The sequence below is a fragment of the Micromonospora sp. NPDC023869 genome, assembly GCF_055559695.1.
The window spans coordinates 422,772-447,187 of the sequence record NZ_JBVHKD010000004.1; the positions used below are offsets into that span (position 1 = coordinate 422,772).

At 70.9% G+C, this 24,416-nt stretch carries 28 protein-coding genes and 1 pseudogene; 19 read left to right on the forward strand and 10 right to left on the reverse strand.

The features are described from left to right. Positions 1-10: 10 nt before the first annotated feature. From ACZ31C_RS15690 to ACZ31C_RS15750, 13 genes are all read left to right on the forward strand, one after another. On the forward strand, positions 11-409 hold the full coding sequence (locus tag ACZ31C_RS15690; protein ID WP_465795882.1) for a hypothetical protein: 399 nt from the start codon (positions 11-13) through the stop codon (positions 407-409). 25 nt (positions 410-434) lie between these two features. After that, a complete protein-coding gene (locus ACZ31C_RS15695; protein WP_465795883.1) occupies positions 435-764 on the forward strand; it encodes a DUF433 domain-containing protein in 330 nt (109 codons plus the stop codon). Between the two features lie 752 nt (positions 765-1,516). Then, on the forward strand, positions 1,517-1,792 hold the full coding sequence (locus ACZ31C_RS15700; RefSeq protein ID WP_465795884.1) for a hypothetical protein: 276 nt from the start codon (positions 1,517-1,519) through the stop codon (positions 1,790-1,792). A 206-nt stretch (positions 1,793-1,998) separates the two neighbouring features. Further along, the gene (locus ACZ31C_RS15705; RefSeq protein WP_465795885.1) at positions 1,999-2,208 is read left to right on the forward strand and encodes a hypothetical protein; all 210 of its coding nucleotides are present in this window, start codon (positions 1,999-2,001) and stop codon (positions 2,206-2,208) included. Between the two features lie 16 nt (positions 2,209-2,224). Next, positions 2,225-2,593 carry a hypothetical protein gene (locus tag ACZ31C_RS15710; protein ID WP_465795886.1) on the forward strand — a complete coding sequence of 123 codons (369 nt, stop codon included), beginning with the start codon at positions 2,225-2,227 and terminating at the stop codon, positions 2,591-2,593. Continuing rightward, positions 2,590-3,099, forward strand: coding sequence for a hypothetical protein (locus ACZ31C_RS15715; protein ID WP_465795887.1), 510 nt, complete (start codon positions 2,590-2,592; stop codon positions 3,097-3,099). The genes ACZ31C_RS15710 and ACZ31C_RS15715 overlap by 4 nt, the downstream gene beginning before the upstream one ends. A 76-nt stretch (positions 3,100-3,175) precedes the next feature. Further along, positions 3,176-3,526 (forward strand): hypothetical protein, encoded by a 351-nt coding sequence (locus ACZ31C_RS15720; RefSeq protein ID WP_465795888.1) that lies wholly within the window; start codon positions 3,176-3,178, stop codon positions 3,524-3,526. Positions 3,527-3,550: 24 nt separating this feature from the next. Then, a complete protein-coding gene (locus tag ACZ31C_RS15725; protein WP_465795889.1) occupies positions 3,551-3,811 on the forward strand; it encodes a hypothetical protein in 261 nt (86 codons plus the stop codon). Between the two features lie 56 nt (positions 3,812-3,867). Beyond that, positions 3,868-4,257: a DUF7736 domain-containing protein gene (locus tag ACZ31C_RS15730; protein ID WP_465795890.1), complete on the forward strand. Its 390-nt coding sequence runs from the start codon at positions 3,868-3,870 to the stop codon at positions 4,255-4,257. After that, positions 4,254-4,616, forward strand: coding sequence for an HIT family protein (locus tag ACZ31C_RS15735; RefSeq protein WP_465795891.1), 363 nt, complete (start codon positions 4,254-4,256; stop codon positions 4,614-4,616). Before ACZ31C_RS15730 ends, ACZ31C_RS15735 begins: the two co-directional genes overlap by 4 nt. 202 nt (positions 4,617-4,818) lie before the next feature. Next, a complete protein-coding gene (locus tag ACZ31C_RS15740) occupies positions 4,819-5,244 on the forward strand; it encodes a GntR family transcriptional regulator (protein WP_465795892.1) in 426 nt (141 codons plus the stop codon). Positions 5,245-5,573: 329 nt separating this feature from the next. Then, positions 5,574-6,383: a hypothetical protein gene (locus ACZ31C_RS15745; RefSeq protein WP_465795893.1), complete on the forward strand. Its 810-nt coding sequence runs from the start codon at positions 5,574-5,576 to the stop codon at positions 6,381-6,383. A gap of 51 nt (positions 6,384-6,434) precedes the next feature. After that, positions 6,435-6,989, forward strand: coding sequence for a hypothetical protein (locus tag ACZ31C_RS15750; RefSeq protein ID WP_465795894.1), 555 nt, complete (start codon positions 6,435-6,437; stop codon positions 6,987-6,989). Here ACZ31C_RS15750 and ACZ31C_RS15755 read toward each other — a convergent pair. Further along, a complete protein-coding gene (locus ACZ31C_RS15755; RefSeq protein ID WP_465795895.1) occupies positions 6,986-8,494 on the reverse strand; it encodes a recombinase family protein in 1,509 nt (502 codons plus the stop codon). The genes ACZ31C_RS15750 and ACZ31C_RS15755 overlap by 4 nt on opposite strands. Before the next feature lie 33 nt (positions 8,495-8,527). On the opposite strand from ACZ31C_RS15755, the pseudogene ACZ31C_RS15760 reads away from it, so the two are divergent. After that, positions 8,528-8,716, forward strand: a pseudogene (locus ACZ31C_RS15760) (MBL fold metallo-hydrolase); the annotation flags it as partial. A 61-nt stretch (positions 8,717-8,777) separates the two neighbouring features. Here the strand turns inward: ACZ31C_RS15760 and ACZ31C_RS15765 are convergent. Then, positions 8,778-9,386: a DedA family protein gene (locus ACZ31C_RS15765; RefSeq protein WP_396742854.1), complete on the reverse strand. Its 609-nt coding sequence runs from the start codon at positions 9,384-9,386 to the stop codon at positions 8,778-8,780. A 237-nt stretch (positions 9,387-9,623) separates the two neighbouring features. Here ACZ31C_RS15765 and ACZ31C_RS15770 point away from each other — a divergent pair, with 237 nt between their 5' ends. Beyond that, the gene (locus tag ACZ31C_RS15770; RefSeq protein ID WP_111219891.1) at positions 9,624-9,827 is read left to right on the forward strand and encodes a cold-shock protein; all 204 of its coding nucleotides are present in this window, start codon (positions 9,624-9,626) and stop codon (positions 9,825-9,827) included. Positions 9,828-9,891: 64 nt separating this feature from the next. Here the strand turns inward: ACZ31C_RS15770 and ACZ31C_RS15775 are convergent, their stop codons facing one another. The 3 genes from ACZ31C_RS15775 to ACZ31C_RS15785 form a co-directional block, all read right to left on the reverse strand. Beyond that, the gene (locus tag ACZ31C_RS15775; RefSeq protein WP_465795896.1) at positions 9,892-10,788 is read right to left on the reverse strand and encodes a hypothetical protein; all 897 of its coding nucleotides are present in this window, start codon (positions 10,786-10,788) and stop codon (positions 9,892-9,894) included. A gap of 164 nt (positions 10,789-10,952) precedes the next feature. Next, positions 10,953-12,620 carry a CocE/NonD family hydrolase gene (locus ACZ31C_RS15780; RefSeq protein WP_465795897.1) on the reverse strand — a complete coding sequence of 556 codons (1,668 nt, stop codon included), beginning with the start codon at positions 12,618-12,620 and terminating at the stop codon, positions 10,953-10,955. A 4-nt stretch (positions 12,621-12,624) separates the two neighbouring features. Then, entirely contained in the window at positions 12,625-13,140 is a 516-nt protein-coding gene (locus ACZ31C_RS15785; protein WP_396743300.1) for a MarR family winged helix-turn-helix transcriptional regulator, read from the reverse strand. 189 nt (positions 13,141-13,329) lie between these two features. On the opposite strand from ACZ31C_RS15785, the gene ACZ31C_RS15790 reads away from it, so the two are divergent. Beyond that, on the forward strand, positions 13,330-15,459 hold the full coding sequence (locus ACZ31C_RS15790) for an MMPL family transporter (protein ID WP_465795898.1): 2,130 nt from the start codon (positions 13,330-13,332) through the stop codon (positions 15,457-15,459). On the opposite strand, the gene ACZ31C_RS15795 is transcribed toward ACZ31C_RS15790, so the two are convergent. After that, entirely contained in the window at positions 15,405-16,295 is an 891-nt protein-coding gene (locus ACZ31C_RS15795) for a transglycosylase SLT domain-containing protein (protein WP_465795899.1), read from the reverse strand. The two genes, ACZ31C_RS15790 and ACZ31C_RS15795, sit on opposite strands and share 55 nt — an antisense overlap. Positions 16,296-16,397: 102 nt before the next feature. After that, the gene (locus tag ACZ31C_RS15800; protein ID WP_465795900.1) at positions 16,398-17,768 is read right to left on the reverse strand and encodes a DedA family protein; all 1,371 of its coding nucleotides are present in this window, start codon (positions 17,766-17,768) and stop codon (positions 16,398-16,400) included. 126 nt (positions 17,769-17,894) lie between these two features. Here ACZ31C_RS15800 and typA point away from each other — a divergent pair, with 126 nt between their 5' ends. Then, a complete protein-coding gene (typA, locus tag ACZ31C_RS15805) occupies positions 17,895-19,763 on the forward strand; it encodes a translational GTPase TypA (protein WP_465795901.1) in 1,869 nt (622 codons plus the stop codon). Between the two features lie 8 nt (positions 19,764-19,771). Continuing rightward, positions 19,772-20,671, forward strand: a complete 900-nt coding sequence (locus tag ACZ31C_RS15810) for a serine hydrolase (RefSeq protein ID WP_465795902.1) — start codon at positions 19,772-19,774, stop codon at positions 20,669-20,671. Here the strand turns inward: ACZ31C_RS15810 and ACZ31C_RS15815 are convergent. Further along, on the reverse strand, positions 20,625-21,419 hold the full coding sequence (locus ACZ31C_RS15815; protein ID WP_465795954.1) for a tyrosine-protein phosphatase: 795 nt from the start codon (positions 21,417-21,419) through the stop codon (positions 20,625-20,627). The genes ACZ31C_RS15810 and ACZ31C_RS15815 overlap by 47 nt on opposite strands. Before the next feature lie 225 nt (positions 21,420-21,644). Here ACZ31C_RS15815 and ACZ31C_RS15820 point away from each other — a divergent pair, with 225 nt between their 5' ends. Next, positions 21,645-22,532, forward strand: a complete 888-nt coding sequence (locus ACZ31C_RS15820) for a C40 family peptidase (RefSeq protein ID WP_465795903.1) — start codon at positions 21,645-21,647, stop codon at positions 22,530-22,532. A gap of 42 nt (positions 22,533-22,574) precedes the next feature. Here ACZ31C_RS15820 and ACZ31C_RS15825 read toward each other — a convergent pair whose 3' ends face one another. After that, positions 22,575-23,696, reverse strand: a complete 1,122-nt coding sequence (locus ACZ31C_RS15825; RefSeq protein WP_465795904.1) for an AAA family ATPase — start codon at positions 23,694-23,696, stop codon at positions 22,575-22,577. Next, positions 23,693-24,346, reverse strand: coding sequence for a nicotinamide riboside transporter PnuC (gene pnuC / locus ACZ31C_RS15830; RefSeq protein ID WP_396742823.1), 654 nt, complete (start codon positions 24,344-24,346; stop codon positions 23,693-23,695). Before pnuC ends, ACZ31C_RS15825 begins: the two co-directional genes overlap by 4 nt. Positions 24,347-24,416 lie beyond the last annotated feature (70 nt).

Genomic DNA, 24,416 nt, shown 5'->3' on the forward strand with positions numbered 1-24,416 from the left:
GGTGTAGTTGGTGAAGGTTCGCTACGCGGAGGGCTGGATAGCCGCCGTCCTCGCATCGCAGCCGTGGGCCGGTCAGGTGGTCCGCTGGTCGCCTGGCGGGGGACCGAAACCTGTCGGCCTGAGCATCGGCCAGGTGCGGTTGCAGCTTGTGCAGGGCGGCACGATCCTCGGCGACCCGAAGTCGATCCCGCGCGACTGGGATGACAGTCCCGTGTCTGCGCCCGTGGTGGAAGCATCGCCGCGCACGCCGGCTGAGTGGGCTGACGCGCTCGCCCAAGCCATTACCGGCGCCGGCCACGACGGCGTCAAGAGCGTCGAAACGTACGCCCAGTGGGGTGGCAGCTCGAAGCCGGGCGGAGTCAGGATCGTGTGCACCGACGGGGCCGAGATTTTCGGGTCACTGCTTTGACGGCGGCCGGTGACACACTAGCGGTGTGAGCAGCACCCGTCCCGTCATCCTGGTCGACCCGGCTGTGGCGTGGGGTCGCCCGCACATTCGTGGTGTCGGCACCGTTCACGTTGCCGGGGCAGTATGGGCCGGCGAGCCTGTTCAGGTTGTTGCCGACGACTACGGCATGACCCGGCATGAGGTGCTGCTGTGCTGCTGGTTTGAGGGCTCGCAGGGCGAATACCGCAGGCGGTGGAAGGCGTGGGCTGAGCTGGCGCATCCGACGTTGGGTGGGTGGGTGAAGCTCGCCGGCCGCGACCAGGCGGCCCCCATTGACACGATCCCTGACCCGCCGGCCCGAGACCGCGTGGCGTAGCTGCTCTTGCTGTTTTGACGGCACGCTTATAGTCGATGTGCGGCCCGCGCTGAGCGTTTGACTCGCCCAGCCTGCGGGCCGTCCAGCGTGAACGAAGCCCGACACCATCACGGTGTCGGGCTTCGTCGCGTCCAGAGCTAGTCGGGAGCCGAGTCGTCTCGCCGCTTGCGGGGGCGGCCGGTCTTCTTGGGTGGTGGCCGATGCGGCGAGAGCTGCGCTAACGCGCCATGTGGATCGCTGATGATCCAGGCAAGTGCGGCGATGACCGCGTCCGACACTGTCCACCCCTGGGCCGCAAGTGTGCTGATAGCAGCGTCTTTTACCTCTTGCGGTGGGCGTGCGGTGACGCCGGGATCGCGGTGTCGGTCTGACATCGGATCAGTCTGCCATGTTGTGGCTTCCACTTCTCACCTCCCTGCGATACCATAAGTGGCATCCACTTTAATCGTCTAGGGAGGCGGTGTGAAAAACAAGCTCTGGCGGACATCCGCCCGCCCCGGCCAGTGGCGACTTCCCGTCCGCATCAAGCGGCATAGCCGCTTCGTGACCGGCCTGACGGTCACGGTCGTCGGCGCCCGATGGAGCCGAACCTGGGGACTGCTACCAGCCGGTACGCAGCTCGACGTAGTGGGGCACCCCGACTGGCTGGGAGGCCAGAGCTGGCAGACGCCGGACAGCCGTGGGCCGGTCCGGATTCGCCCACGACGAACTCTTACCCGGCCGACTTTGGCCCTGTGTAAGTGGAGGTACCGATGAGTCGGCAGCCTTTCGCTCATCAGGACGCCTGCGGCGCGGCTGGCACCCGCTACGCCGTGTTCGTCGACAGCGCGTTCGCCGAATACGTGGACACCTCCACCGACCCGCACGGCTACACGGCCATGGACCGGCATCCTTGCCGCCCACGCACCAGCCCGGCCGTCGATCGAAACGCTGATGGTGTGCATCGCCCATCCAACGACGGCGGCTGTCGACTGCACGATCTGCGACCCGGAGGACTGACAGTTGGTTCGCATCGTCACGGCTGTTGACGAGATCGATCACAAGCTCGTCTGCGGCACCTGCGGAGACATCACATCTCCCGCCGTGAGTGACCTGAGTGCGCGAGGACGCCGTCACGCCCGACGGAACCCAGACCACGAGGTCTGGTTGCAGTGGCGAGCCACGAAGAACTTCTTCGTTCGCGACCCGATCAGCACAACCAGCGAACCCACCAACTGACCGAACGGAGCCGCCCATGTTCCTGTCCGACCTGCTCGGCGAGTGCAATGAGTCCATCGTCGTGCACCACGCATCCGGCCACTTCACCCACGAGCGCGCTCTTGCCGGTCTGACCGCGAACGGCCTGACCGTCGACAAGGCCAACGAGCTGCTGGAAGCGCCGGTCGACCAGGCCCTGTTCGACCGCTACCGGACGTGGCCCCCGCACCTGCGTGCCACCGCCTGATCCGAAGGGGAACCACATGACCGACGCCGCAGACCATCCCGACAACCGCATCGAGCGCGCCGCAAGCAACCTCGCCTACTTCGAGGGATCCGACGTATTCGACTGGCCTGACAGTGCCGGATCGGAGTTGGCGCGGGACTCGTATCGGACGCGCGCCGCCGCCCTGTTGGCCCGGATAACGCCTCTCGCCGAACGTCCCGCCGTGCAGCGCCGCGAGCGCAAGCCTGCCGATCACCCAGACCCGGTGGTCGGGTTGAGCTTCAACCGGCGGGTCACTGTCGAGCAGTTGGCGGCCATGACGCCCGACGACATCGCCAGCCTGTTCAGGGCGCTCAACACAATCGCGTCTCTCACTCGACCCAAGCCGATCGAAGGCAACGCATGACCGACACCCAGACCGCACCCGCCATCTCCGCCGATGAGCAGAACGCACGCCTCGACGGCCCCGTCCACGCCTGGTTCGAGCTGACCTACTCCAACTACCTCGTGCTCCCCCGCGCGCTCATGCAGTCCATGCCCGTCGACTGGCAGCAGCGCATGGTCGCCTGCCTCGACGAGATCCGCGCCGCCTACAGCCACCTCGACCACCCCGACGCCTACGAGGTGACCGCGTCGGTGGAGTGCACCTACAGCGACCTCAGCGACGCCGACATGAAGGAGCTGGGCATCACTGGCCCCAACTCGACGGACGACGACGAGGATTCGGACGACGACGGCTACTACTACGACAAGCGCGGGGACCAGCATCAGGCGTGGGAGCGGGTTCTGGTGCCGCGTCGGGGCGGCGACTCGATCCCGCACTACGACCGGGGCCGCACCTTCGTGGAGCCGCTGCCACCGGAGCCGTTCGTGGACGACGACGCGGCGTGGGAGCACGCCCGCACGGCCTGACCTGCGTACCGCCGTTCCGGAACCGGTGTCCGGGGCGAGCGGTAGCCGACCAGACCGACCCCCGAAGGAGAACACCATGCCCACGATCACCGCACCCGCACCCTGGGACCTGCCCATCGGCACCACGCCTCCGCTCGACATGCTCGGCACCTACTACGGCGTCCCGATGGCCGACATCGGCGAGGACGGCGACGTGATCGCCCTCGGCCACGTCGGCACGCACCGGATGGTCGCCGCGCTACGCAGGCACGCCCGGGAGTTCTACGGCGAGCGCTACCCGTTCGCGTTCTCCACCCTCGCCGACGTCACTGACGCTATGTCGCACATCTGGGTGGTCAACACCGGGCCGAGCGACGCCGACTGGCACCTGAGCAGCGCCGACCCGTCTACGCCGGGCGCGTTCCCGGTCACCCGCTGGACCAGCTGACCGACCCGACCGAAGGAGAGCACCATGCCCGACACCCTCACCGCCGAGCAGCGCCACCACCTCCTCGGCGACGACGACACCCCCGGCCTGCTCGACGAGTACAAGGTCATCACCTACATGGCGCACCGCGACAAGCCGGTCATCGCGTGGCTCTGCCCCCGCCAGCACGGCGACGTCGCGGGCCACCTCGGAGTGATCGCCCGAGACCTGGAAGGCGACCAGACCGGGCTGACGCTCGCCGAGCTGGTGGCCGCTGCACTCGACCACGAGGCCGAATCGCACTGACCCGCTGTCGGCCCGGGGCGTCCGTCCCGGGCCGCCCAACCCGAGAGGACCGACCGATGCGATTTCACCTCGGCGACATCCTGACCATCACCACCGGCCGCCTCGTCTCCCCCGACCACATCGACGGCGTGTACCGCATCCTCAACCACATGACCGGCGACAACCTGTTCACCCACCAACTTCCCCGAGCCGCCGAAGAGTGCAAGCCGGAACTGGCACGCCAACATCCCGACCTAGCCGCGATCGTGCCGCCCGCCGAGTTCAACGACGAGGCGCACATCTGGCGTTGGCTCGCCGAGCAGACAGACCAGTACGGCACGCACCGCGAGGTGACCCCGCTGGCGGCCAACGACCACACCCGCATCGACCCGATCACCGAGATGCAGATGATGAAGCCGGGCGGCATCGTCGTTCCCGTGGTGGTCCCCAGCGAGGACGGCCCGTGAGCGACTGCGTGTTCTGCCGGATCGTGGACGGGACGAGCCCGGCCGCCGTCGTACGCCGCTGGCCTGACGCCGTGGCGATCGTGCCGCTCGGCCCGGTCGTGGACGGGCATGTGCTCGTCATTCCGGCTGCGCATGTGCGGGACGCCCTGGAACGGCCCGAGGTCACGGCCGCGACGGTGGCGCGGGCAGCCGAGATTGCCCCACACCCGTGCAACCTGATCGCCAACGTTGGGGCTGCCGCGACGCAGAGCGTGATGCACCTGCACTGGCACATCGCGCCTCGAACGCAGGGCGACGGGCTGGCGCTGCCGTGGCATTCGGATGCCAGCGATCGACACGGGCAGCCTGCCGTGAAGTGACGCCAGGATCACGGACAGCAATCGACAGGCGTAGAATCAACCCCGCGCCCCGCCAATCCCCCCAGACGAGGCGCACCCACAGCGGCCCGCACCCACCCCGTCGGTGCGGGCCGCAACACATCCACAGCACATCGACTGTCATCAACTTGTCGTGACATGGTGGCCGACAACACCACCCAAGCCCTGCCGTTGACTACCGGATGTGGTCCGCCCGCAGCCGCCGATCAGCTCACACGAGCTGGCCGACCTGCTGCGCGCCCAAATCCTCGAAGGCCAGCTCAAACCCGGCAGCGCCTTCCCCGCAGACCGCTACCTGCAAGAAACCCACCCCGTGTCCCGCACCCTCGTGCGTGCGGCGGTAGCAACCTTGCGCAGCGAAGGGCTCGTTGTCACACGGCAGGGGCAGGCTACGCGGGTGCGGCGCGTTTTCGAGAAGCAGCCCATCGACCTCACCGACGCGGTCAGGATCGAATGCCGCACCCCCACCGCCCCCGACCGGCTACGCATGAACGTGCACGTTGATGAGGGCATCCCGGTGTGGGTGGTGTGGCGGACTGATGCCGTCGAGCCGGAGCTACTGCCGGGGGATCGGTGGTTTCTGCCCGGCCCTGCCGTCGGCGCAGGTTAACGAGCGATCCTCGCCAGAGGCTACGGGTTGCCGGGAACTTTGCAGATCCCGCATGTCGTGACAAGTAGAAGTTGCTCGCTGCGTCGATGGCGTGCACGGTCGGATACTCAACCCGGCCCATTGATCAAGCCGGTCGATGGTCTGCGCCCAAAGCGGGGCATGACCCCCAAACAGGGGTCAACCGAACAGGCGATCGAACGCCGACAGCAGGCCAGCCCACTACACACCTACACGGGATTCGCCCACTGGCAACAATCAGCCAATGTAAAGCATCCCAGAACGTGAACAGCAGGTAACGCATCCGCGTCGATCCATGGGGGGACCGATCAATGCGCCTCACCCGCCTACTCCTCTACGCCGCCGCCGGTATCGCCGGCACCGCCATAGCCATCGGCGCAGACCAGCCCGCCCGAGCCGACGACACCGAACCAGCCGGCGGCACCATCAGCACCATCGTCGACACCGTCACCGGCAGTCCAGCCGCCGACCGGCCCACACCCGTCCGCGACACCGTCAAAGCAGTGACAGACACCGTGGACAAGACAGTGGGCGGCACCGTCGACACCGTCACCGACACGGTGGACAAGGTCGTGGAGCCGCTGCCCATCGTCGGAGATGCCGTCGACCAGGTCACCGACATCACCGACGGGGCGCTAGACACGGTCACCGACCTGCCGGCCCCCGACACCACGCCGGACGTCCCCGCCGAACCGGCAGACCCGGTCGACGTCGACACACCCGCCGACCCGGTCGACACCACCCCGCCGCCCGCCTACGGCAGCGGCCCCAAAACGGCGCCCGAGCTGGCCGAGCAACCCCCACGTGCAACCAGCTCGGGCGCCCCACACCTCACCATCACCGCCACCCCGCCGGCCGCGAAACCGCGCGCACAGGTTGAGCGGCCCGACACCATCCGTGCCGCCCGCACCGCAACCGCCGTCGGCGGGCAGCCGGAACCGGTCGACGGTCCCGACCTCGGCGACTGCAACCGCGCACCAGCCGCCGCCAGCAACATCCAAACCCTGGACGGAATCGGCGCCGACAGCAGCAGCACCCGCCGAGACCGCAGCACCGCCACCCCCAGCACCGACCAGAGACCCGGAGGCAGAACGCCACCACCACAACCCCCGTCAGGCTGACCGGCCCGCGCACCCACGCCGACCGACCACCAGCCTCACGGGAGAACCCCAATGACCAGCCTCGAAGACAAGCAAACCCAGCACATCGAGAAACTGCTCAACGCACGCGCCATTGCCACACCCCCACGAGGGATGGCCGCCGCCGCCACAACCGCCGCAGTCCTCACCACATTCGACGTCGCGGCCTTCACCATCCACGCCGTCACCAGCCGCCACCGCGCCGGCATGGGAGTCGCCCTCGGCGTACACGCCATGACCTTCGGCGTGCTCGTGCTCGTCAGCGTCGCCCTCGTCGTCGGCTACATGCGGGTACGCGGCGACCTGGCCCGCACCGCCGCACAAGACCAGATCGACGCCTACCGCAACGATCTGATCATCAAGGCAATCCGGGACGCCGTCACCGCCCAGCCAGAAATCATCACCCAGACGGTCGAGCGGATCTTCGCCGCCCGGGACCGCGCCGACCGGCAACGCTACTGGGCGGGGAAGGCCGACGACGCCCGCGACGAGTGGGGCATCCGCTCTGCTGGCGACCGAGGCGACGGCAGCGACGGATCAGTGATCCAGTTACCGCAACGGCCAGGGACAGGAAAACGCAGCGGCTAGACAGCAGCATCCGAGGTCCGGGGAATGATCCGCACAGACTGTGGATCAAACCCCGGACCTTTCTTTGCCCGGTCGATGATGACCCGCACCCCGAACGCCTCCATGATCGCCCGCTTCTGCGTCACCGTGTACCCGGCCCACCGCTGCGCTGCCTGCTCCCCCACCGACGCCACCACCAGCGACAGATGCGGCGACGGCTGATGCTGCCGGGCTTCCGCTTCCGCCGCCTCAATCTGCGGGCGCAGGCGGCCGTTGATGATCCGCACTTGCTCGGCGGTCATCTCGCCCTCCGCGAACGCCGCCGCAGCCGATGCCATGCGTGCCCGCAACGCCTCCGCCCGCGACAGCAACTCCACCTGCCTCGACTGTGACCCCTCCAACAAGCCGAGCACGTCCGGGCGGGACAGCAGGGCCACCATCACCGCATCCACTCGCGCATCCACGGACGCCTCGTTACGGCCCACGCAGCCGCGTCGCTCACACAGGTACAGAAGCTGCTTCTGCCCAAACTTCTGGTTGCCTTTCCACGACGTCCGCAGGTGCGCCCCGCACACACCGCACTCGCCAATCCCCCACGTCAGCAGATGCGACCGGGCTGCCGGTTTGAGCTGCCCGCGTGCCGGGTCCGACAGCAGCGCCACCACCCGCTCATGATCGTCCGGGTCGACGATGCTGGGCCACCTAGCGGGCAGCATCTGCTCATCCGGGCGACCCCGGTGAAAGATCCGCAACCCGATGTTTGCGGGCCGCACCGCCACCTTCTTCACGCTCGTCTTGCCCCACCGCTGCCCGTCCGGGGTTTGACCGTTCGCACGCCCCTTCCGGACCCACCCTGCACGCGGGGCAGGCACACCCCGCCGGTTCAGATCGTCGGTGATACCCAGGAGTGTGTCGCCAGCCAGGAGCCGTTTCACAATGTCGCGCACCACGTCGGCTTGCTCTGGGTCTTCCTCATCGCGGGATCCGATGACCCGCCCCCGGTTGTCGTGCTCGTACACGCGCCGCCAGCCGTACAGCACGTACGCGTTGGCGCGGCCTTCCTCGGCGCGTTCACGGGCCGCCGACTGGATGCGTTCCGCTTTCGTCTCAGACTCGCCCGTGTCCTGGGCGCCCAGCATCTCCGCCAGCATCCGCCCCTGCGCGGTCCGCAGGTCCAGTTCGACACCGTTGACTGGCCGAACGATGAGGGCGTGTCGGCCGCCCAGTTCGATGCCGTGGGCCCGTTCGACCCGGTTACGCCACAGCCGGGAGGTGTGCACGAGCACGATGCGGCGCTGCACCCCGTCCAGGTTGGGGGCGGTGACGGCGGCCATGAGCCCGTCGAAGCCGGGCCGGGGCGGGGCTTTGGTGGCGGAAATGTCGTTGTCGGAGTATTCGCCGGCCACTGTTCCGCCGGTCTTCTCCGAATAGTCGCGGGCTTCCCGTAGCTGCCGGGTGACCCCTTTTTCCAAGCCCAGTTCGTCTTGGCTGATGCGCGCGTACAGGTAGTCCTCGAATGCCGCCACGGGTGGGAGAGTAATGCACTCTGAGTGCCCCCGCTATTCCCGGGTGGTGTCGGGAACACCGACCAGGACCCGGAGCGGTTCGCGGCGCTCATCGACGATGTGGAGCACAAGCTGTTCGACCGGCTGCCGGACGAGACCTGGTTCTATCCGGGCCACGGCCGGGACTCGACGCTCGGCGCGGAACGCCCGCACCTGGCGGAGTGGCGCGCCCGGGGCTGGTGAACCCGCCGACGCCGGTCCGGGTGCGATGCGCAGTCGTCGAATCCGGACCGGTGTCCGCAGCTCAGGGTGTGACCTCGCGCAGCCGGCGCCGCACGCCGACCAGCACCAGGGCGGCCAGCAGGAGGCCGCCGACCATGGTGACCAGCATCGGGCTGGCGCCACCGGGCAGCAGCCCGACCAGCGAGCGCGACGCGGTGCCCACCGCCAGATAGAGCCCGGCCCACGCGCCCGCGCCGAGCGAGGCGAAGCCGAGGAAGCGCGGATACGACATGTTCAGGCCGCCGGCCGCCAGCGGCAGCAGCGCATTGAACACCGGCAGGAACGGGGCGACCAGCACCAGCCGGCCGCCGTTGCGACGCAGGATGACCTCCGCGGTGGCCCAGCGGCTCTCCCCGACCCAGCCACCGAAGCGGCTGCGACGCAGGTCCGCGCCCCACCGCCGGCCGACGAGGAAAGTCAGCGACCATCCGGCGAGGCATCCGGTGACCACGGCGACGAAGGTCGCCAGCCCCGTGGTCGGGCTGCCGACCGCCACGGCGGCGAGGATCGCCACGTCGCCGGGGACGAGGACACCGAACAGCGGGACCGCGTCGAAGAGCATGACCACCCCGAGCACCGCCATCAACAGGGCGACGGGAAGTTCTCCGACCTGGGCCAGCTGGTTCGCCATGCCCCGTACGCTATTGCCTGACCCTGGGTGTGGACATCAGGATTCCTCCCCACACTGCGGCTGGTGTGCTCCGGGTCATCCCTGATCCGGTTCTCCACCGCCTGGATCGCCCCGCCGACGACTCCCTGAGGCGCTTCGCCCCGCAAATCCGCTATTCACCGGTTACTGTCGGGAAGGTATCGGGCGGCCACCGGCGTGGAGCCGGCGGTCGCCCGCCTGGAACAGGGAGAGAGACGCATGGCAACCGGCACCGTAAAGTGGTTCAACTCGGAAAAGGGCTTCGGCTTCATCGAACAGGATGGTGGAGGCCCAGACGTCTTCGTCCACTACTCGGCCATCGCGAGCAGTGGCTACCGGGAGCTGACCGAGGGCCAGAAGGTCGAGTTCGACGTGACCCAGGGGCAGAAGGGGCCGCAGGCGGACAACGTCCGACCGATGTGACCCGTGCCGGGGTGGCGGCGGCCGGCACGACCGGCCGCCGCCTCACGTGCACCGGTGCCTCGCCTCAGGCGGCCAGCCGCCGGCCCAGTTCCTGCACGACCTGCTCGGCCACGGTCGGCGGGATCGCCGCCGCGATCTCCTCGGGGGTGAGCCCGGCCAACACGCCGGTGATGATCGCCTGCTCGTCGGTGAAGTCGCGGTTGGCCAACGACTCCACCGCCGTCTGCAACGCGGTCAACTGCGCGCCCAGGCTCCGCAGCGTCGGGTGCCCGACCTTGAACTTCGGGTCGGTGTGGTCCTCACCCATGGTCGTGCGGGTGTACGTCTGCCCGATCGGGTTGCGCCCGTCCAGGACGGTGAGGTTGCGGTGAACGGTCTTGAGCCAGTTGTGCTCCTCGGGGGTCATGTCCATCTCCTCCTGCTCGGGCGTGATGAGTCCGATGGTGGTCAGGTAGCGGCGGAACAGCGGCGTCTGGTCACGTCCCGCCTTGATCGAGTCTCGGAAGAAGCTGAAGTGGGTGTGCCACAGGTGGGAACGGTCGCCGGTGCTGCGCCGCCCCAGTCGGTCCCACCGCCGCACCACCTTGCCGTCCGGTGAGTAGATGATCTCGCGGATGTCCCGGGTGTCCGCCGTGTTGGCGGCGCACTGGGCCACACACCAGGTCGAGAACGTGGCCAGGTCGTGGTGGCGACCGCCGCTGCTGACCCGGAACATGCCCACGTCCAGCGCGGCCGCGTCCAGGGTCAGACCGTTGCGGTCCCGGGGTGACTCGACCACCGAGTAGTCGTTCGCGACGACTCGGTCCGATCCGGTGTGGTACCCCCCGCGGTGGTTGGCGTCGCCGACGATGCCGACCTCGTTGGGTTCCAGGTCCTCGTCGCGTACCCGGTTCGGATCGCGGTTGAGGTGCTTGAGCAGCAAGCTGCGGACGGCCATCAGGTTCGCCGGTGCCCGCGTCATGGTTCCCCCCTCTGCTGATTCGTCGGGGGCCGGGCACGGCAGTGACACCGCGTGCGCGGTAGGAAGGCTGCACAAGCGCTCCCGGCCAGTGGTTGCACAGCGCCGGGCGTACTCCCACCATAGCCCCACTTCTGGACGAATGCCCAGCTCAGAGCCGCTTTGTTTCAGCTTGGAGAAGGCTGTGAGGCAGAGTGGACGACCGATAGGACCACTGCGGACGGATGCTCCGGGTCGTGGATGATCTCCCGGCGTCCACCACGGAGAGTGATGGCAGCGCCGAGTGGTTCACCGGTGCCCGGGTTGCGCGCGTACCGGGGATGGGCCCCGCCGGAGACCTGCAACCGCAACCGGTGCCCGGGGGCGAAGCGGTGGGCGGCCGGCCACATCTCCACCGGCACCGCGACCGCGCCGGTGGCGTCCGGCCGGAACCGTTGCGGGTCGACGCGTACCAGCCCGTCGCACACGTTCCAGGAACGGCCCCGCCGGTCCACGTCGCACAGTCGCACGAAGACGTCCAGGTGGGCCAGCTCGCTCCGCAGGTGGATCTCCGCCCGCACCGGACCGATCACCTCGACCGCGTACGTCAGCGGGTCGGTGGTGAAGGTCAGCACGTCGGGACGGGCCTCGACCGGACGGTTGTCGAACGGCCCGGCGCGCTGGGCCACCAGCAGCGGGCCGCCCAGCGAGGGCGTCGGGTCGGCCGGGTCGTACCAGAAGCCGTCCGGCGCTGACGGCACCGGCGCCGAGGTGCGCAGCGCGAAGCCCGGGTGCAGGTGCCACCGGACGGCCCGGGCCGGTGGTGGCCAGTCGGGCAGGTCACGCCAGCCGCCACCAGCACCGCCCAGGTGCACCCGCACCGGCGCGCCGCCGACCGGCTCGGCGCTGCGGTCGTTGAGGTGCTCGTCGAGCCAGCCCAACCCCTCGCGCAGCGCGGCCACGAACAGGCCGGGACTGCCGTGGGTCCACGGCCCCACCACCAGCCTCGGCCGGGCGCCGGTGGCGCGCAGGGCCGCGTAGTCGCGCAACTGGGCGGGCAGGAAGATGTCGTGGCACCCGCTGACCATCGCCACCGGGGCCCGCACCCGGTCGAGCCGGTCGTCGAAGACCCGGGTACGCCAGTAGTCGGCCTGCGGGGTGTGGTGCTCCAGCCACTGCTGGAAGAACGGCACGGTGACCCCGGTGGCGATCCGGTCCGCCTCGACCAGCGGCAGGTGCGCCAGGGCGGCGGCCAGCCGGGGTTGACCCCGTTTGAGCTCCCACTGCCGGGCCAGCCACGGCACGGTCTGCGCCTGGAGCAGCTCCACCCAGGTCAGCACCGTGTCCAGGGCGAACGACTCACCCGCGTAGGTGGAGTCGCGGGTGGTGGAGGCGGTGGCCACGGCGACCATCGCCCGCAGCTCCGGACCCGCGTCGGCGGCCAGCGCCCACTGCACGAAACCCTGATAGCTCGCGCCGAACATGCCGAACGCACCACGCCACCAGGGCTGGCGGCGCAGCCAGTCGAGGGTGTCCAGCCCGTCGTCGCGCTCGAACACGAACGGGTCGAAGGACCCGCCGGAACCGAAGGTGCCCCGGCAGGACTGGATGACCACGTGGAATCCACGCTCGGCGGCGAGCCGGCAGAGCAGCCGCATCGGCCCGCCCCGCCCGTACGGGGTACGGATCAGCACGGTGGCCGCGTCCGCCAGGTCGGGGCGGTAGTGGTCGGTGCGCAGGATCACCCCGTCGCGGGCCCGCACCGGAATGTCCCGGGTGACGGTGACCCGACGGGTACGCGCCGGCGGCAGTCGCAGCGCGGCCCCGACGAGCGCCGACGTCAGCCGATCCCACATCGGCTCAGTCCGTCCGGCGTCGGGGCGACTCGGGTCGGGCGCCGCGGACCGTGTCCCGGTGTTCCCGCAGCGACGTGCCCATGGCCGAGATGAAGCGGTACACCACCTCCAGCTCGTCGTCGCGGAAGCCGCTCATCACCCGGTCGGTGCGCTCGCCCAGCGGTCGGAAGAAGTCCATCGCCAGCGCGGCGCCACGGTCGGCGTAGCGCAGCAGGATCTTGCGCCGGTCGGTGGGATCGCGGTCGCGCCGGATGTGCCCGCCCCGTTCCAGCCGGTCGATCAGGGCGGTGACCGATCCGGAGGAGATGCCGAGGTGTTCGCCGAGCCGCCCGGGCGTGATCGGCGCATCGGCCAGCTCGGCGTCCATCACCGCGATCAGCGCCTGCAGGTCGGTGACGTTGAGGCCGTGCTGCCCGGCGAAGGCGTGCCCCACGTGCTGGGCGTCCACGCCGTAACGGCGCAACTCCGCGGTGATCTCGGCGATCAGCAGGTCCCGGCGGGTATCCCGCCGCCGGTACATCCCCTGAGCCGCCACGTCGCGCCGCTTCCCCTCCCGAACGCCCGCGTCGGAGCATACCCAGCCGGACGTTCCCCACCGATGTCGAGATTCTCACCCCGCCAGTAGTTGCCACATCTATCTTGATGGGTAAAACTCTCGACTGTCTAGATATCTGGCTGTCGAGAGACCTGTTTCGAGGGGCCCTTACGGATGTCCGTGTTAACCCGCGTCGCGCGTAGCCGCCGCGCAGCCTGGCTCACCGTTCTACTGACGGTCGTCTTCGGCGCGATCGTCTTCGCCCTGCCCACCCCCGACAACCCGGCACCGGTCTCCGCCACCGGGCTGTCCGAGAGCTGGGAGTCGACCCAGGTCGAGCTACTCCAGGACGAACTACCCCAGAGCGACGTCGCCGCCGCCGTGGTCGTGGTCAGCCGCGACGACGACGCCCCGCTGACCGACGCCGACCGGGCCGCGATCACCAACGGCACCACCGGGCTCAGCGAGGTCGCCGTCGGCGGCCAGGTCGTCCCGCTCCAGGTCTCCCCCGACGGCACGGTCGCCCTGGTCGTCGTGCCGATGTCCACCGCCGGCGGCCAGGACGCGGTCACCGCACAGGTGGCCGAGCTGCGCGAGGCACTCACCGCACTGCCCGGGGAGCTGACCGTCGAGGTCACCGGCGGGCCCGCCTTCACCGCCGACCTCACCAAGGTCTTCGAGGGCGCCGACCTCACCCTGCTGGCCTTCACCGCCGCCGTCGTCGCGGTCCTGCTGCTGGTCACCTACCGCAGCCCGCTGCTCTGGCTGGTCCCGCTGACCATCGTGGCGGCCACCGAACAGATCACCCTGCGCGCCCTGGACACCATCATCCCGGCGGTCGGCATCAACTTCGCCGGTGGCGCCGTCACCGGCATCGCCAGCGTCCTCGTCTTCGGTGCCGCCACCAACTACGCCCTGCTGCTCATCGCCCGCTACCGCGAGGAACTGCGCCGCGAGGAGGACCGCTTCGTCGCGATGCGCAAGGCCCTGCGCCGCACCGCCGAACCGATCCTGGCCAGCGGCGGCACCGTCATGCTCGGCGTACTCACGCTGCTGCTCAGCGAACGGGAACTCAACCGTGCCCTCGCCGTGGCCTGCGCCACCGGCATCCTGCTCGCGATGGCCTCGGCGCTGCTGGTGCTGCCCGCCGCCCTGGTGCTCGGCGGCCGCCGCCTGTTCTGGCCGCTGGTGCCCGAGGTCGGCAGCGTCGGCCGCGAGGGCCGGATCTGGGGCCGCCTCGGCGCCGCCGTGATCCGCCGCCCGGTGCCCGTCGCGGCACTGGCCACCCTGCTGCTGGCCGCGCTCGCCCTGGGCGGACTGGGCCTGCGCACCGGCCTGTCCGAGACCGAGCAGTTCCGGGTCGAGCCGGAGGCGGTGGCCGGCGCGCAGACTCTCGGCCGCGCCTTCCCCGCCGGCACCACTCAACCCGTCGCCGTGATGACCAACCCGGGCGCCGTACCGGCCGTCACCGAGGCCGCCTCCACCGTCGACGGGGTCGCCTCCGCCCGACCCGGCCCCGCCGGAGAGGCCGTCGCCCAGATCGACGTCGTCCTCGACGCCGAACCCGGCACCGCCGCTGCGAACCGCACCCTGGCCGCGCTGCGCGACGCCGTCGCCGCCGTACCCGACTCGGCGCCCCCGGCCCCGGCCGGCGTCGACGACGTCTCGGGTGCCCTGGTGGGCGGTAGCCTCGCCGGCGACTACGACTCCGCCGCCGCCGACAACCGGGACCTACGGGTGATCCTGCCGCTGATCCTGCTGCTGGTCGGCGCCGTGCTCGTCCTGCTGCTGCGCGGCATCATCGCGCCGGTGCTGCTGGTGGTCACCGTGGTCGCCTCGTACTTCGCCAGCCTCGGCGGCGCGTGGCTGCTCTTCGACCACGTCCTGGGCTTCCCGGCACTGGACACCACGGTGCCGCTGCTGGCCTTCGTCTTCCTCGTCGCGCTCGGCGTGGACTACAACATCTTCCTGGTCACCCGGGCTCGGGAGGACGCCCGCGCCACCGGCACCCGCGAGGGCATGCTCTCCGCGCTCCGCGCCACCGGCGGCGTCATCACCAGCGCCGGCATCCTGCTCGCCGCCGTCTTCGCGCTGCTCGGCGTGCTGCCACTGATCACGCTGACCCAGATCGGCATCATCGTCTGCCTCGGCGTCCTGCTGGACACCCTGCTCGTCCGCACGGTCGTCGTGCCGGCGCTGGCGTTCCTGCTCGGCGAGAAGTTCTGGTGGCCGGGCCGGATCACCCGCGATCAGAACCCCAGGCAGACGCACTCCGACATGAGCGCCCGCACGTTGCGCACGTAACCCGGATTGGGGATCGCCAACGGCTCTCCCGGCCGGGCCACCGCCCCGTGACCGAAGTTGTACGCGGCGATCACCGCGTTGAGCAGACAGGAGTCCAGTACGCCCGAGGTGCACAGGCTCGCGTCCAGCCGGTAGTCGGCGTCGAAGTACATGTCGCCGATGTACTTGGTGAGCCACGCCAGATAGGTGCCGCCGAGGTAGGCGTTGTCCCGGTAGTCCCACACGTCGTAGCTCTGCCCGAACCGCTGGTTCATCCAGGTCGCGGTGTCCGGCATCACCTGCATCAGGCCGATGCCCTCGTCGCAGGCGACGATGTTGGACTGCCACCCGCTCTCCTGCCAGGCGGTCGCCATCATCAGGTTCAGCGGGACACGGATGTCCGGCGCGGAGGTCGGCCAGTAGGTCCGGCCTGCCGCGTCGGTCAGCGCCGCCTTGGCCTGCGCCCGGCTGGCCTGCTCGCCCTTGTACGTGGGCCGGCAGCCACTGGGCGCGGGCTTCGGCGGCTTCGGCGGCACGTTGGTCTCCGTCGGCGGCTTCGGCACCGCCCGGGGTGCCGGGGCGCTCCGTCGCGGTGTCGGCCGCACGCTCGCCGTCGGCGACGGCGCGGCAGCGGACCGGGGCGCGGCCCCCATCGACTGGACCGCCTTCGGCGTGGGACTGGCCTCGTCCGGCGCCTCCGACTCGGTGGCCGGCGTCGGATCCGCCGCCTCCGCCGGGAACGCGACCGGCGCGGGCACCTCCGTCGCGGGAGCGTCCACTCTGGCGCAACCTCCCCCGGTCGCCAACAACACTCCGGCGAGCAGCGCGGCGCCCAGCCTGGTGACGCTCCGTCCCATGTCGACCCCCTTCGGCAGTGACGAGCCCGCCGCACCCTAACAGCCACAGGTCGTGATTCGGGGCCCGCACATCCACCCCGCCCAGGTCAACCCCCCTCTCGGCTACACCGCCGAGCCGTAGCCCGGATCGCCCCGCGACCCGGCGGTCACCGCCCGGTCCCGAGTGGCCCACGCCACCATGAACACCGCCGGCCACGCCGCGCCCAGCAACACCGCGCCCACCGTCCCGCTGGCCGTGCTCATCCCCAGATAGAGCCGCGCCCCGCCGATGGCGACCACCCCGACCGCCGCGACCGTCCAGGCCGCCACCGCCAACGGCCACCGCGCCCCCCGCGACAGCAACCAGGCCAGCGTGCACAGACTGGCGGTGACCACCACGTTCTGCGTGGAGAACAGCACCGTCCGACCTCCGGCGGCCAGGTCGGCCACCACCGCCAGCACCACCAACGGCACGAACGCGCCGACCGTGCCGACCACACTGAGCAGGTCCGCCTGCCACGGCCGGTGCCGCCACGCCTGCACCAGCGCCACCACCGCGACCACCACGATCAGCGACGAGCCGCGCAGCACCGACACCGCCGCCTGCGTCGCCTCCACCGCGTCCGGCGTACGTCGGGCCGCGAACCATCCCGCGATCGCCCCGTCCACCAGCGCGAGACCGCTGTGCCGGACCACCGTCCGCAACGTCCAGGTGATGACCAGACCGACCACGAACAACAGCACCACCCCGGCCGCCAGGTTCGCCAGCAACGCCCACGCCGGACCGAGCCGCAGGCTGAGCAGGAAGAACAGCAGCCCGTACCGGGCGGACAACCACCGCAGCGGCGGCAGCCGCGCGGCCCGGGTCAACAACGCCCGCGCCGGATCCGGGTTACGCCCCAGCCACCGCCCGACCAGCACCACCGCGAGCAGGGCCGCGATCAACACCAGCACCGCGCCGGTGGCCCGACCGAGCAGCCGCGACACCGTCTCGTACGACTCGCCCGCGAGGTGCCCCACCAGCACCGACCCGCCCACCCAGGTGGCCACCCCGGCCAGGTTCCACGGCGCGAACCGGCGGTACGGCATGCCCGCCGCACCCGCCAGCCGGGGCACCAGCGTCCGGGCGAACGCCACCCACCGGGCGGTCAGCACACCCCGTCCGCCCATCCGGCCGAGCATCGCGTCCGCCCGCGCCCACCGCTGCGGTCCCACCCGCACACCCCACCGGCTCGCCCGCAACCGGGGCCCGTAGCGCCGCCCGGCCCGGAACGCCACCGCGTCCCCCGTCGCCGCCGCGACGATCATCACCGCCAGCGCCGGACCGAGCCGCAACGTCCCGGTGTACGTGAGGAAGCCCACCAACAGCAGAGTGGCCTCACCGGGCGCCACCAACCCGACGAGCAGAGCCGTCTCGGCCGCCACCACCAGGGCCGCCACCACGTAGATAAGACCCGGTGGCAGGCTCTGCACCGAGTTCAGCAGATCGTGCACGGCGCCCCCGGATCACCTCGGCAGGACTGCCCTGCAAGTGTGACAGTGCTCTCCGTCACCGCGCGGCCCCACTCTCCGGTGACCCCGACGCCACGCGGCTACCGACCAGGCGGGAGGATGGAGCTCATGCAGCTGCGCACCGACCTTCGCAACGTCGCCATCATCGCTCACGTCGACCACGGCAAGACCACCCTGGTCGATGCCATGTTGCGGCAGGCCGGCGCCTACGGCGCCCGGGGCGAGGTGACCGAGCGGGTGATGGACTCGATGGACCTCGAACGCGAGAAGGGCATCACCATCCTCGCCAAGAACACCGGCGTGCGCTACCTGCCGGCGGACGGCTCCGACCCGGTCACCATCAACATCATCGACACCCCCGGCCACGCCGACTTCGGTGGTGAGGTCGAGCGCGGCCTGACCATGGTCGACGGCGTGGTGCTGCTGGTCGACGCCAGCGAGGGCCCGCTGCCGCAGACCCGGTTCGTGCTCCGCAAGGCCCTCAAGGCCCGCATGCCGATCATCCTCGTGATCAACAAGGTGGACCGTCCCGACGCCCGGATCAAGGAGGTCGTCGACGACACCTACGAGCTCTTCCTCGACCTCGACGCCGACGAGGAGCAGATCGACTTCCCGATCGTCTACGCCTGCGCCCGCGACGGCATCGCCTCGCTGACCCAGCCCGCCGACGGCTCCGTACCCCAGGACAGCCAGAGCCTGGAGCCGCTGTTCCGCACCCTGCTGGACACCATCCCGCCGCCCGCGTACGACGAGCAGGCCCCGCTCCAGGCCCACGTCACCAACCTCGACGCCTCCCCGTTCCTCGGCCGCCTCGCGCTGTGCCGGGTCCGGCAGGGCACCATCGCCAAGGGCCAGAGCGTGGCCTGGTGCCGCACCGACGGCAGCACCCAGCGGGTCCGCATCTCCGAGCTGCTGATGACCGAGGGCCTGGAGCGCAAGCCCGCCGACTCGGCCGGCCCGGGCGACATCATCGCCGTCGCCGGCATTCCGGAGATCATGATCGGTGAGACGCTCGCCGACGCGGAGAACCCGCAGCCGCTGCCGCTGATCACCGTCGACGAGCCGGCCATCTCGATGACCATCGGCACCAACACCTCGCCGCTGGTCGGCCGGGTCAAGGGCGCCAAGGTCACCGCCCGCATGGTCAAGGACCGGCTGGACAAGGAACTCATCGGCAACGTGTCGCTGCGGGTCCTGCCCACCGAGCGCCCGGACGCCTGGGAGGTGCAGGGCCGGGGCGAGCTGGCGCTGGCGATCCTGGTCGAGCAGATGCGCCGCGAGTCCTTCGAACTGACCGTCGGCAAGCCGCAGGTGGTCACCCGCGAGATCGACGGCCGCACCTGCGAGCCGGTGGAGCGGCTCACCATCGACTCGCCCGACGAGTACCTCGGCGCGATCACCCAGCTCCTGGCCACCCGCAAGGGCCGGATGGAGCAACTGGTCAACCACGGCACCGGCTGGATCCGAATGGAGTGGCTGGTCCCGGCGCGCGGCCTGATCGGCTTCCGCACCGAGTTCCTCACCGAGACCCGCGGCACCGGCATCCTGCACCACGTCTTCGAGTCGTACGAGCCGTGGTTCGGCGAGCTGCGGACCCGCAACAACGGCTCGCTGGTCGCCGACCGGTCCGGCGCGGTCACCGCCTTCGCGATGACCAACCTCCAGGAGCGCGGCCAGCTCTTCGTCGAGCCCACCACCGAGGTGTACGAGGGCATGATCGTCGGGGAGAACTCCCGCTCCGACGACATGGACGTCAACATCACCAAGGAGAAGAAGCTCACCAACATGCGCTCCTCCACGGCCGACGAGACCGAGAAGCTGATCCCGCCGCGCAAGCTGTCGCTGGAGCAGGCCCTCGAATTCTGCCGCGAGGACGAGTGCGTCGAGGTCACCCCCGCCGCCGTACGCATCCGCAAGGTCGTGCTCGACCAGACCCAGCGGGCGCGCACCGCCGCCCGCCGCAAGCACGCCGGCTGACCCCTGCCATGTCCGCCGACGACCTCGACGCGCGGCTGGACCGGGAACCCGGCACGATCTCGGTGTACGCGGGGCGGCTCGACGCCCCGCCCACCTGGACCCGACACGCCGAGGCCACCCACTACGCGGCGAGCACCATGAAACTCGCGGTGCTCGCCGCGCTGCACCGCACCGCCGAGGCCGGACGGCTCGACCTGGACACCCCGGTGCCGATCCGCAACCGGTTCACCTCCGCACTCCCGGACGCACCCCCGTACTCCTGCGTCCGGGAGTACGACAACGACCAGGACGTCTGGCACCGGCTCGGGCGGGAGGAACCACTGCGCTGGCTCGCCGAACGGATGATCGTCCGGTCCAGCAACCTCGCCACCAACCTGGTCCTCGAACACGTCGGCCGACCCGCCGTCGCCGAGGTCTGGGCGGCGGCCGGTGCCCGGCACAGCGTCACCGCCCGGGGCATCGAGGACCTCGCCGCCCGCGACGCGGGCATCACCAACCTGGTCACCGCCGCCGACCTGGCCGCCCTGCTGCGCGAAGTCGCCGTGGGGGCCACCCGCCCCGGGCCGATCGCCCCACCCGCCGCCTGCGCCGCGATGCTCGACGTGCTCTGCGGCCAGCAGGTCCGTCAGGACATCGCCGAGGGCCTGCCCGCCGGCACCCGGCTGGCCCACAAGAACGGCTGGGTACGCGGGATACGCCACGGCGCCGCAGTGGTCTTCCCCACCGACGCCGACCCGTACCTGCTGGCGGTGTGCACCACCACCCCGCTGACCGCGCAGCAGCCCAGCGGCCCGGCCGACGCGCACGCCCGCCGGCTGGTCGCCGACATCTCCGCCCGGCTGTGGCGCGACCGGCATCACCTCACTCCAACAGGTTCGCCCGCAACGCCGCCACCGTCTCGTCGGTGACCCCCAGCCCGTCCCGCAGGTACGCGTCGAACGACCCGTGCACCCGCCGCACCTGCGCGTACCCGGCGTCCAGATACTCCGGGCGGACCTCCAGCACCGGACGCACCGCCGCGTCGTCCACCCCCGGGTGCCGCCGCCGCATCGCCTCGATCAGCACCTCGCGCAGGCTCTCGGTCAACTCGTTGTTGGCCAGGTAGTCGGCCCGGATCGCGACCTCGTCCACACCCAGGGCGTGCAGCAGCACCACGGTCAACCAACCGGTGCGGTCCTTGCCCGCCGAGCAGTGGTACACCAGCGGCAGGTTCGCCGACTCGGCCGCCAGCCGCACGGCAGCGCCGAAGCCCGCCCGGGCCGACTCCCCGGTCACGAACCAGCGATAGATGTCCGCCATCGCCGCCGGTGTCCCCTGCCGCGCCAGGTCCGCGTACCCGTCCAGGTCGTGCCCGAGCAGCACCGCCGAGACATAGGTGAAGACCGGATGGGCCGGGTCGTGCACCGGCAGGTGCACCACGGTCGGCGCGCCGACCAACCGGTCCGGCGGGGCCACCGACACCTCCGAGCGGTCCCGCAGGTCCACCACGCACGCCGGACCGAGCCCGGCCAGCACCGTCAGGTCCTCGTCGGTCAGCCGACCCAGCGCCGGGGTACGGATCAGCCGCCCCGGCCGTACCCGCCGCCCCCGCGCACCGACCAGACCACCCAGGTCCCGCGCGTTGGGCGCGCCCACGAGCCGCCAGTCCCGTTCCAGACCCACGTTCTGATCCTCCCCATCGCTGAACACCACGCCTACCAGCGTGCCCGATCCGACGATCACCACCGCAGGGCCGGTTCCGGTGGCCGGGCAGGCAGAAGTGACCACGCCACCCGGAGTAAAGATGCGGACTGAGGATTGTCGACCGTCGAGAACTTTCCTATCGTCCGGACCCAGGGGTGCAACCGGCCGGGGGTGGGTGTGCGACACGGTGCCGAAGCGGTGGTCCGGGTCGCCGTCGCCACCCTCTGGCGATCTCCCGACGAGGTGCGGGCGGTCGACGCCCCGGCACTCGGCGCACCGGCCGAGGTCGGGGCGTGGATCGCCGGCCTGGACGCCGGTCAGCAGGTCGACTCCTGCGTGCTGAGCCAACTCCTGCTCGGCGAGCGGGTGCTGGTCACCGAGGTCCGACCGGACGGCTGGGCGCACGTGGTGGCGCTCGAACAGCCCTCGGCACGGCTCGATCCGCGCGGCTATCCGGGCTGGTTGTCCGCCGCCCAACTCGCCCCGTCCACCGCCGCGCGTGGCACGCCGGTGGTCGTCGACGCCCGGGTCACCGCCCTGCGCACCGGCCCGGGCGGATGCGTCGTGCTCCCCGGTGTCGTCCTCGGCACCCGACTGGCCGCCGCCGGTGCGGCCGTCGACGGCTGGCGTCCGGTGCACGCCCCCGGGTACGCCGACCCGCTGTGGCTGCCGGCGACGCACCTGGCGACCGCGCCGACCGCTCCACCCGACGTCGCGCAGGTGGCCGCCCTGGCGGCACGACTCGTCGACGTCGGCTACCTGTGGGGCGGCCTGTCCGCGTACGGGATCGACTGCTCGGGCCTGGTGCACCTGGCCTGGCGACGGCTCGGAGTGCGACTCCCCCGCGACGCCGCCGACCAGGCCGTCGCCACCCGCCCGGTGGCGCTTGGCGCCGAACGGCCGGGTGACCTGTACACCTTCGCCCGACCCAACGAGCGGATCCACCACATCGGCATCGTCACCGCCGCTCCCCGGCGACACGACGAGCGGCGGATGCTGCACGCCTGTTTCCGGCACCGCCGGGTGGTGGAGGAACGGCTGCCCGAGGAGCGCACCGCCACTCTCGTCGGCGCGCACCGCATCTGAGCCGCCCATCAGGGTGACCCGGCCCTCTCCCGCTACGGCTTCCTAGGAGGCTAGGTGTCGTGGGGTGGCCGGGAGCAGCGGATCGGCCAGGGACCACCCGGCCGCCAGCAGCGCGTCGCAGGCGGCCACCGCCGTGGCCAGCCGCTCGGCGTGCGAGCCGCGCAACGCCACCGTCGGCACCCCGCACCCGGCCAACTCGGTGCGGAACCGCTCGGTCATCCAGGCCCGCAGGTGCTCGCCGTCGCGCAGGCCGTCGTCGTCGAAGGGCACGTCCTCGTGGTCGGTCAGCAGATACTGCGCCGGACGCCGGGCCGCCGCCCGCACCGCCGGTGAGGTCGAGCCCAGATACCGCTCCTCCCAGACCGCCGTCGCCCGGGCGTCCGTGTCGCAGAACAGCAGCGGGCCGCTGACCCGGGCCGCCGCATCCTCGGCTGCCTGCTGACCACGGACCACCTCGACGAAGTCGTCCCGATCCCAGGTCACGTCGAAGACCGTCGCCGAGGGCTCCCGCCGACGCAGTCGCGCCAGCTTGCGGGCGGTCAACTCGCGGCCGTACTCGGGGACCCACACCGTGCCGTAGTGCGCGGCCAGGGCCTGCGCCATCGTCGTGGTGCCGCTCGACTCGGCGCCCACCACCACGACCCGGCGGACGAACCAGGCCCGCACCGCCGGACTCAACCACCGCCAGTGCGCCACCGGATCGGCCCGGACCGCCGTGCCGGAGACCGGCACCGTACGCCGGTCCGGGTCCACGCAGACCGCCACCGCGTCGAAGCGACGGGCCAGCTCCGCGCCGTACTCCTCGGAGGAGAAGACCGCGTCCACCGGCTCGGGCCCGACCGCCTCCCGGAACACCGCGCAGTGCGCGTCCCACACCGCCGGATCGGCGTAGTCGACCGGATGGTCGTCGTAGCGACCCACCACCCGCACCCGGCCGCTGCCCGCGTGCGCCTCCCGCAACCAGGCGACCCGCTCGGCGAGCGGAATCGACTCCCGCCGCGACGGCGCGACCACCACGGTCACCGTCGCGCAACGGGCCGCCGCCGCCTCGATCAACGCGTGATGCCCGGCATGCGGCGGATAGAACTTCCCGACCACCATGCCGTGCCGGAACCGGGACGCGGCCCCGGACGGGGCGGTCGCCGGGTCGGTCCCGCCGCTCACGCGACCACCGGCGCCGGACCGGGCGGCACCGGCGCGGGTGACTCACGCCGCCGTAGGTCCGACCGCCACGCCCGCAGACCCACCACGCAGAGACCGAGGAAGATCACGTACAGCACGGCGGTCAGCCAGAGTCCCTTGTACCCGTACAGCGGGATGTAGATCAGGTCGGCGGCGATCCACAGCCACCAGCTCTCCACCAGCTTGCGGGTCTGCCCGTACGTGGCCAGCAACGACAGCGCGGTGGTGAGCGCGTCGGGCAGCGGCACGGTCGAGTCGGTGGCCCGGTCCAGCAGCAGCCAGATCGCACCGGTGAGCAGCACCCCGGCCACGCCGAGCCCCAGCCACTCCCGCCGTCCGGTGCGGGTCACGGTGAGCCGGCTGCGCCGCTCGCCGCCGTAGAGCCAGTGCCACCACCCGTAGCAGCCGAGAGCCACGTAGACCAGTTGCAGGCTCGCGTCGGCGTACAGGCCGGCGGTCCAGAACAGCAGCCCGAGCAGCAGCACGTTGGCGATGCCGATCGCCCAGTTGGCGATGTGCTGCCGGGCGATCAGCCAGACGTTCACCACACCGGTGCCGAAGCCCAGCAGCTCCGCCCAGCTGATGCCCGCCCCGGCGACGCTGAACGCCGTGCTGGTGAGCCAGTCGATCACAGGTCCTCCCGGTCCTTCGCGGGCTCACCCTAGAGCGCCGACCGGCGGCGGAACAGACCCCTGCGACCAC